The following is a 7,284-nucleotide window of genomic DNA, read 5'->3' as shown; positions in this document are numbered from 1 at the left end:
TCTCTTCGAATGATATTTGTAAAAGAATTTTCGAGAATCGTATGTGTTTCACTGTTTAGTTATCAAGGTTCTTTGCTATTGCTCTTCCGCGACAGCTCATTTATAATATCATAAGCTTTATCGCTTGTCAACAACTTTTTTGAAGTTTTTTTAATTTTTTCAAATTTCAAAAAACTTAAACGGAGAAGGAGGGATTTGAACCCTCGCGCCGCGTTAAACGACCTATACCCTTAGCAGGGGCACCTCTTCGGCCTCTTGAGTACTTCTCCAGACTCCGAACTCATAATTTCTTATTAAATTCGTCCGCGTGTTTTCCAACAGCGCATGAATTATTATACTTAAAAAAACCCGTCTTGTCAACGGGTTTTCAAAGAATTTTTATCTTATTTTCCTATTTTTTTCTGCATCTCTGATATTCATACAAGTTACACAAGATATCAGCATGTTCTGCTATATATTCTCAGCAATGGTTGCTTCGATTCTTCTTTTTACCTCTGCTGCGATTTCTGTAGATTTCATCTCTTTGTATTCCTCATATGGGATAGGTTCAAGGAAATGAATCTGTACCTTCAGCTTCTCTATAGAGTTGGTATCAAAAGCTTTGAAAGAATCTATAAGAGCCACCGGAACAATAGGGCACTTTGCCTTTATTGCCGCTTTAAAGCTTCCCCCCTTAAACTCCTGAGGCTTATTACCTTGTTTACTTCTGGTTCCCTCTGCAAAGATCAGATAGTTTCTCCCTGCCTTTACCTCTTTTGTAACATTGATGATAACCTGCATAGACTGCTTAATATCATCCCTGTCAATCATAAACGCTTTCATGCAGGCAAAAACCTGTTTAAGAAACGGTACATTGGCGACTTCCTTTTTTGCCACTACCGAAAACGGCACAGGGCATACTTCCATAATCGCCAGAACATCATACAGTCCCTGATGGTTTGGATAAAATATAAATCCGTTTTCAGACGGAATATTATCTACACCATGTGCTTCAATATTCAAATTGCCTCCGGTATTTGCTGCATGATCGATTTTTTTCAACAAGGCATATCTCTGTTCTTCCGTATAATTATCCACATGAGAAGCATACCAATTTAATTTTATCCATAAATAAGGAATGTATATAAGATTTCTCAAAACCATCAAAATAATTCTTTTCATCTTTGAGTCCCCCAAAAGCATATCCCGGTGAATCGTATCGTAATTAACCAGGCTTCGCATAAAGCCTGGTTAATTTGAAAAGCGATGTACTAACTTAACTTACTGGCAATTTTATCCTCATATCCGGGGTTTTTCTTAATAAACGTGTTATAAGCCTTTGTATAAGCCTTATAGGAATCTGTAGTCATGAATTTTGCATAATCCTCAGCCGCCTGTTTTCTCATATCATCAGTAATTTTGGAAGGAGGAAGCACATAATATTTCTTTTCCTTCTTTTCTACCATGTAGGTGCTGACACAGGGATACTCCTGCTCATTTTCCAGAACAAGGTTATACAGAATATAAACATATGAATAGTCTTTATCCTCAGAAAGTGTATCACACTCTCCTAATTTCAGCTCACTTACATTATGAGCCTCAAAATATTTCATTGTAGCAGTAATCTCCGTCTGCAGGCTTTCTTCTGTATCCTTTTTCTGCTCGTAACAGTCTTTTACTTTTTTTTCTTCCCCTTTTACATATCCTTTTATCAATGACTCTACTACTCCTTCAGGAGTCTTATGGCTCACACCGCAGCCGGACATTGCCAGAATCACCAACAACGCTATGGCTGGAATTATGAATCTGATTCCTCTTCTCATAACTATTCAAATTCCCCTTCAGTATCCCCTTGTAAATCGTCTGTTTCTAACACCGTATCTTCTGCCGGACTCTGAGAATTCTCATCCTTTTTTTCTCTTACTTTTGCAAGACTGGCAACCGTGATGCCATCAGTAAGATTGATCAGCTTCACGCCGGAAGTAATTCTGCCTAAAATAGAGATATCAGAACACTGGAGACGGATGATAATGCCTTCTGTTGTAATGAGCATGATTTCATTCTCTTCATTCACAGCCTTGGCACCAATCACATTTCCTGTCTTTTCTGTTATCTTGTAGCACTTCACACCCTTACCGCCTCTGTTCTGGCATGTAAACTCAGTGATCGAGGTACGTTTGCCCATACCGTTTTCAGAAACCACCAGCAGATAATAGCCCTGGGTATCAAGCTGCATGGCAACTACTTCATCGCCGTCATCCAGATTCATACCTCTCACACCCATGGAATTTCTTCCGGTACTTCTCACATCAGTTTCTTTAAAGCGGATACACATACCATCCTTAGTTACAAGCATGATATCTTTTTTATTATTTGTAGCTTTTACCTCAATCAGCTCGTCATCATCCCGCAGAGTGATAGCTGCCAGACCAGTCTTCCGTACATTCATGTACTCTCCAATAGGAGTCTTTTTCACAAGACCCTTCTTTGTAGCCATCATGAGGTACTGACCCGGCTCAAACTTACTGATCGGAATCAATGCAGTAATCCGTTCACCCGGCATAAGCTGCAGCAGATTTATGATTGCTGTACCTCTGGCAGTCCTGCCTGCTTCCGGAATCTCATATGCTTTCAAGCGGTATACCCGGCCTGTATTGGTAAAGAACATGAGGTAATGATGCGTTGTGGTCATCAAAAGCTCGTCAATGTAATCATCCTCCAAGGTCTGCATACCCTTGATTCCCCGTCCGCCTCTGTTCTGACTACGGAAGTTATCAACTGTCATGCGCTTGATGTAACCAAGCTTTGTCATGGTAATAACTGTATTTTCTTTTGGAATCAGATCCTCTGTGGAAAGATCATAAACGTCAAAACCAATAGCAGTCTTTCTCTCATCCCCGTATTTCTCAGAAATTAACAGGATTTCCTCTCTTACAACGCGCAGCAAAAGATTTCTGTCAGCAAGAATCGCCTGGAATTTTCGGATTTTTTCTTCTAATTCCTTATATTCTCCTTCCAGCTTTTCTCTTTCCAAGCCTGTCAGCGCACGCAGACGCATATCTACGATAGCCTGAGCCTGCACGTCCGTCAGTTCAAAACGATCCATCAACTCCTGTTTTGCGATCTGTACGTTCCGTGCTCCACGGATAATGCGGATTACCTCGTCAATATTATCCAGTGCTTTTAACAGACCTTCCAAAATATGGGCACGTTCCTGGGCTTTATTCAGGTCATATTTGGTCCTTCTGGTAACGACATCCTCCTGGTGTGCCAGATATGACTCCAGCATATCCTTCAGATTCAGCACCTTTGGCTCCAGGCTTCCGTTTCTCGGAACCACGCAGAGCATGATCACACCGAAGGTGTCCTGAAGCTGAGTATGCTTATAAAGCTGGTTTAAGATTACATTTGCATTTGCATCTTTTCGCAGATCAATGCAGATACGCATACCTTCACGGCTTGAGTGGTCGTTCAGATCCGTAATTCCATCTATTTTTTTATCTCTCACAAGCTCCGCGATCTTTTCGATCAGGCGGGCTTTATTTACCAAATAAGGAAGCTCTGTAACCACGATACGGGATTTTCCATTTGGCAGAGTCTCGATATCGGAAACGGCACGGACGCGGATTTTGCCCCGACCGGTGCGATACGCCTCCTCGATTCCCCTTCTGCCCAAAATAGTAGCTCCCGTAGGGAAATCAGGACCTTTCACAATTTCCAGAAGCTCCTCCATTGTGGTGTCTCTCTGCTCTTCAACAGTATTGTCGATAATTTTTACAACAGCATTAATAACCTCCCTGAGATTATGGGGAGGAATATTAGTCGCCATACCTACTGCGATACCTGATGTTCCGTTTACCAGAAGATTCGGAAAACGGGATGGCAGCACGACTGGCTCTCTCTCTGTCTCATCAAAGTTCGGCTGGAAATCCACAGTATCTTTGTTAATGTCAGCAAGCATTTCCATGGAAATCTTGCTGAGACGCGCCTCTGTATATCGCATGGCGGCCGCGCCGTCGCCGTCCACGGAACCAAAGTTTCCATGTCCGTCTACCAGAGGATAACGGAAGGACCAATCCTGAGCCATGTTTACCAGTGCCCCGTAAATGGAACTGTCGCCGTGAGGATGATATTTACCCATCGTATCACCGACAATACGGGCACATTTACGGTGCGGCTTGTCAGGTCCGTTATTTAACTCTATCATAGAGTACAGCACACGGCGCTGTACTGGTTTTAAACCATCTCTTACATCGGGAAGAGCTCTTGAAGCAATGACGCTCATAGCATATTCAATGTAAGACTTTTTCATGGTTTTTTCCAAGTCCACATCGTGGACTTTGTCAAAAATATTATCTTCCATGTTTTATACTCCTGGTTAAATATCCAAATTTTTTACAAATCTTGCATTTTCTTCGATAAATTCACGCCTTGGCTCCACTTTATCTCCCATAAGAGTGGTAAATACCAGATCGATCTCTGATGTTGCAGACTCATCCATGGTGACACGCAGAAGTATGCGCTTCTCAGGATCCATGGTAGTATCCCAAAGCTGCTCTGCGTCCATCTCGCCCAAACCTTTGTAACGCTGGATCTTGTTATTGCCGTCACGGCCGATTTCCGTCAGAATGGCATCCAGCTCGTCATCATCGTAGGCATACCAGACTTTTTTATTTTTCTCAATTTTAAACAGCGGCGGCTGTGCCAGATATACATATCCCTGTTTGATCAGATCCGGCATAAAACGATACAGGAATGTAAGAAGCAGGGTGGCAATATGTGCGCCGTCAACATCCGCATCTGTCATAATAATAATCTTGTGATAGCGCAGCTTTGTAATATCGAAATCCTCATGGATCCCTGTTCCGAAAGCAGTAATCATGGCTTTGATTTCTTTATTTGCATAAATCTTGTCCAAGCGGGCTTTTTCCACGTTAAGGATTTTACCGCGCAAAGGAAGAATTGCCTGCGTTGCACGGTTTCTGGCCGTTTTTGCAGAACCGCCCGCGGAATCTCCCTCTACGATATAGATTTCACAATTTCTCGGATCCTTGTCTGAGCAGTCGGCAAGCTTGCCCGGCAGCGACATGTTATCCAAAGCAGATTTTCTTCTGGTAAGGTCGCGTGCTTTTCTGGCAGCTTCTCTGGCTCTCTGTGCCAGCAGGGATTTCTCTACAGTCGTCTTTGCTACTGACGGATTCTGCTCCAGGAAAATTTCAAGCTGTTTGCTCACGATGCTGTCTACAGCGCTTCTTGCTTCACTGTTTCCAAGCTTCTGTTTTGTCTGCCCTTCAAACTGCGGGTCCTCAATTTTGACGCTTACAATTGCAGTAAGACCTTCACGGATATCATCACCGGTTAAATTCGGCTCACTGTCCTTGAGAAGCTTATTTTTTCTCGCATAATCGTTAAAGGTTTTCGTAATAGCATTGCGGAAACCCATGATGTGAGTTCCGCCCTCCGGAGTATTGATGTTATTTACAAATCCGTAGGAATTTTCCGTATAAGAATCGTTGTGCTGCATGGCAACTTCCACAAATACATTGTCCTTAGTGCCTTCGCAGTAAATAATTTCCGGATATAGCGCTTCTTTGCTCCGGTTTAAATATGTTACAAATTCCCGGATACCCCCTTCGTAATGGAATGACTTTTCTCTTTCCATTCCTTCTCTGGTATCTTTCAGGGTAATTTTAAGACCTTTTGTAAGAAATGCCATTTCGCGGAGACGTTGTTTCAGAATATCATAATCGTAAACCGTTTCCTCAAAGATCTGTTTATCCGGGAGAAAGATAACCGTTGTTCCTGTCTCATCCGCACTGCAGTCACCGATTTCCTTCAGCGGATACATAGTTTTTCCGCGCTCATACCGCTGCTGGTATTTTTTTCCGTCCCGGCAGATAAAAACTTCCAGCCATTCGGACAGAGCATTTACAACGGATGCTCCTACGCCGTGAAGACCTCCGGAAACCTTGTATCCCCCGCCGCCGAATTTACCGCCTGCATGGAGAATGGTAAATACAACTTCTACTGCCGGAATCCCGGCTTTATGATTGATTCCTACAGGAATACCACGTCCGTTATCCACAACAGTTATGGAATTATCTGGATTTATCGTTACATTTATTTCCGTGCAATAACCTGCAAGTGCCTCATCTACCGCATTGTCTACAATTTCATATACAAGATGATGAAGGCCGCGGCTGGATGTGCTTCCAATATACATACCAGGTCTTTTTCTAACGGCCTCAAGGCCCTCCAGAATCTGGATTTGATCTGCTCCATATTCCGTATTTTCTACGCCCATGTTATTCCTCCTAGTCATTTTCTATTTATAAAAGAGGATCACTCCTCTGAAATCTATCTGTTTTTGGACATACTAACACTTATTAATTATAGCACAAAGAACCTGGTTTTTCCATCAAAATTGGAGAATATACTTATTTATGCTCCAAAAGATACTGGTAAATTTCTCTCTTGGTGATTCCCCTGTCTTTTGCCGCCATTTTCATAGCATCTTTATGGGAAATTCCCTGTTTTTCATAGAATTCCATATGCTCCTGTATGGAAAGCTCCTCCCAGGATGCCTGCTCCTCCTCTTTGACAGCCTGGCGGCTTTTGCCTTCTATTACAAGCACACACTCGCCAAGGGGCTTATCTTTCTGATAATAGTCAATCAGATCATCAATTGTTGTCCGGAAAGCGGTTTCGTGTTTCTTCGTCAGCTCGCGGCAAAGTGTCATCCGCCGGTTTCCAATCGTCTCTCGCAGCTCCTGAAGCGTACCAACCAGGTGATGGGGTGCCTCATATATAATGATCGTGCGGGTTTCATCCTTTAATTCTTCCAGGATCGCCCTCCGTTCTTTTTTATCTGAGGGCAAAAAGGCTTCAAATGCAAATCTCCTGGTAGGCAGACCGGAAAGGGTAAGCGCTGTGATACATGCCGCAGGCCCCGGAAGAGATGTCACTTCGATTCCTGCATCATAGCACATTGCAGTCAGCACCTCCCCGGGATCAGAAATTCCAGGGGTTCCTGCATCTGTGATCAATGCAACATTCATGCCTGCCTGCATCTTCTCAATCAGCGTATAAGCCTTGTCGATCTTATTGTATTCATGGTAACTCGTCATCGGGGTCTTGATTTCAAAATGATTTAAAAGCTTGATGCTATTGCGGGTATCCTCCGCCGCAATTAAATCCACTTCCTTTAAGGTGCGCAGAACCCGCAGGGTGATATCCTCCAGGTTTCCTATTGGCGTGGCGCACAAATATAATTTACCGCTCATGAAAACATTCTCCTTTTCCAAT

Annotated in this window: 5 protein-coding genes and 1 tRNA gene; all 6 read right to left on the bottom strand. The window is 43.0% G+C overall.

The features are described from left to right. Positions 1-180: 180 nt before the first annotated feature. A tRNA-Ser gene (locus tag ACESZH_RS17930) sits at positions 181-269 on the bottom strand. A gap of 181 nt (positions 270-450) precedes the next feature. Then, complete coding sequence (locus ACESZH_RS17925; RefSeq protein WP_373215718.1) at positions 451-1,161, bottom strand: lysophospholipid acyltransferase family protein; 711 nt, start codon at positions 1,159-1,161, stop codon at positions 451-453. Between the two features lie 89 nt (positions 1,162-1,250). Further along, a complete protein-coding gene (locus ACESZH_RS17920; RefSeq protein ID WP_373215720.1) occupies positions 1,251-1,802 on the bottom strand; it encodes a hypothetical protein in 552 nt (183 codons plus the stop codon). A 2-nt stretch (positions 1,803-1,804) separates the two neighbouring features. Further along, positions 1,805-4,342, bottom strand: a complete 2,538-nt coding sequence (gene gyrA, locus ACESZH_RS17915) for a DNA gyrase subunit A (protein WP_373215721.1) — start codon at positions 4,340-4,342, stop codon at positions 1,805-1,807. A 15-nt stretch (positions 4,343-4,357) separates the two neighbouring features. After that, on the bottom strand, positions 4,358-6,283 hold the full coding sequence (gyrB, locus tag ACESZH_RS17910; protein WP_373215723.1) for a DNA topoisomerase (ATP-hydrolyzing) subunit B: 1,926 nt from the start codon (positions 6,281-6,283) through the stop codon (positions 4,358-4,360). A gap of 133 nt (positions 6,284-6,416) precedes the next feature. Continuing rightward, positions 6,417-7,262, bottom strand: a complete 846-nt coding sequence (rsmI, locus tag ACESZH_RS17905; protein ID WP_373215724.1) for a 16S rRNA (cytidine(1402)-2'-O)-methyltransferase — start codon at positions 7,260-7,262, stop codon at positions 6,417-6,419. Between the last annotated feature and the right edge of the window lie 22 nt (positions 7,263-7,284).

Origin of the sequence: Ruminococcus sp. 5_1_39BFAA (genome assembly GCF_964240875.1) — a bacterium.
Taxonomy (GTDB): Bacteria; Bacillota; Clostridia; order Lachnospirales; family Lachnospiraceae; genus Blautia_A.
The sequence above is the reverse complement of the archived record's forward strand: the minus strand, read 5'-3'. Positions and strand labels throughout refer to the sequence as shown.

Bases quoted from the DNA above. Each gene is read 5' to 3' on its own strand.
- gyrB (WP_373215723.1), bottom strand. From the start codon at position 6,283: ATGGGCGTAGAAAATACGGAATATGGAGCAGATCAAATCCAGATTCTG.
- gyrA (WP_373215721.1), bottom strand. From the start codon at position 4,342: ATGGAAGATAATATTTTTGACAAAGTCCACGATGTGGACTTGGAAAAA.
- rsmI (WP_373215724.1), bottom strand. From the start codon at position 7,262: ATGAGCGGTAAATTATATTTGTGCGCCACGCCAATAGGAAACCTGGAG.
- ACESZH_RS17920 (WP_373215720.1), bottom strand. From the start codon at position 1,802: ATGAGAAGAGGAATCAGATTCATAATTCCAGCCATAGCGTTGTTGGTG.
- ACESZH_RS17925 (WP_373215718.1), bottom strand. From the start codon at position 1,161: ATGAAAAGAATTATTTTGATGGTTTTGAGAAATCTTATATACATTCCT.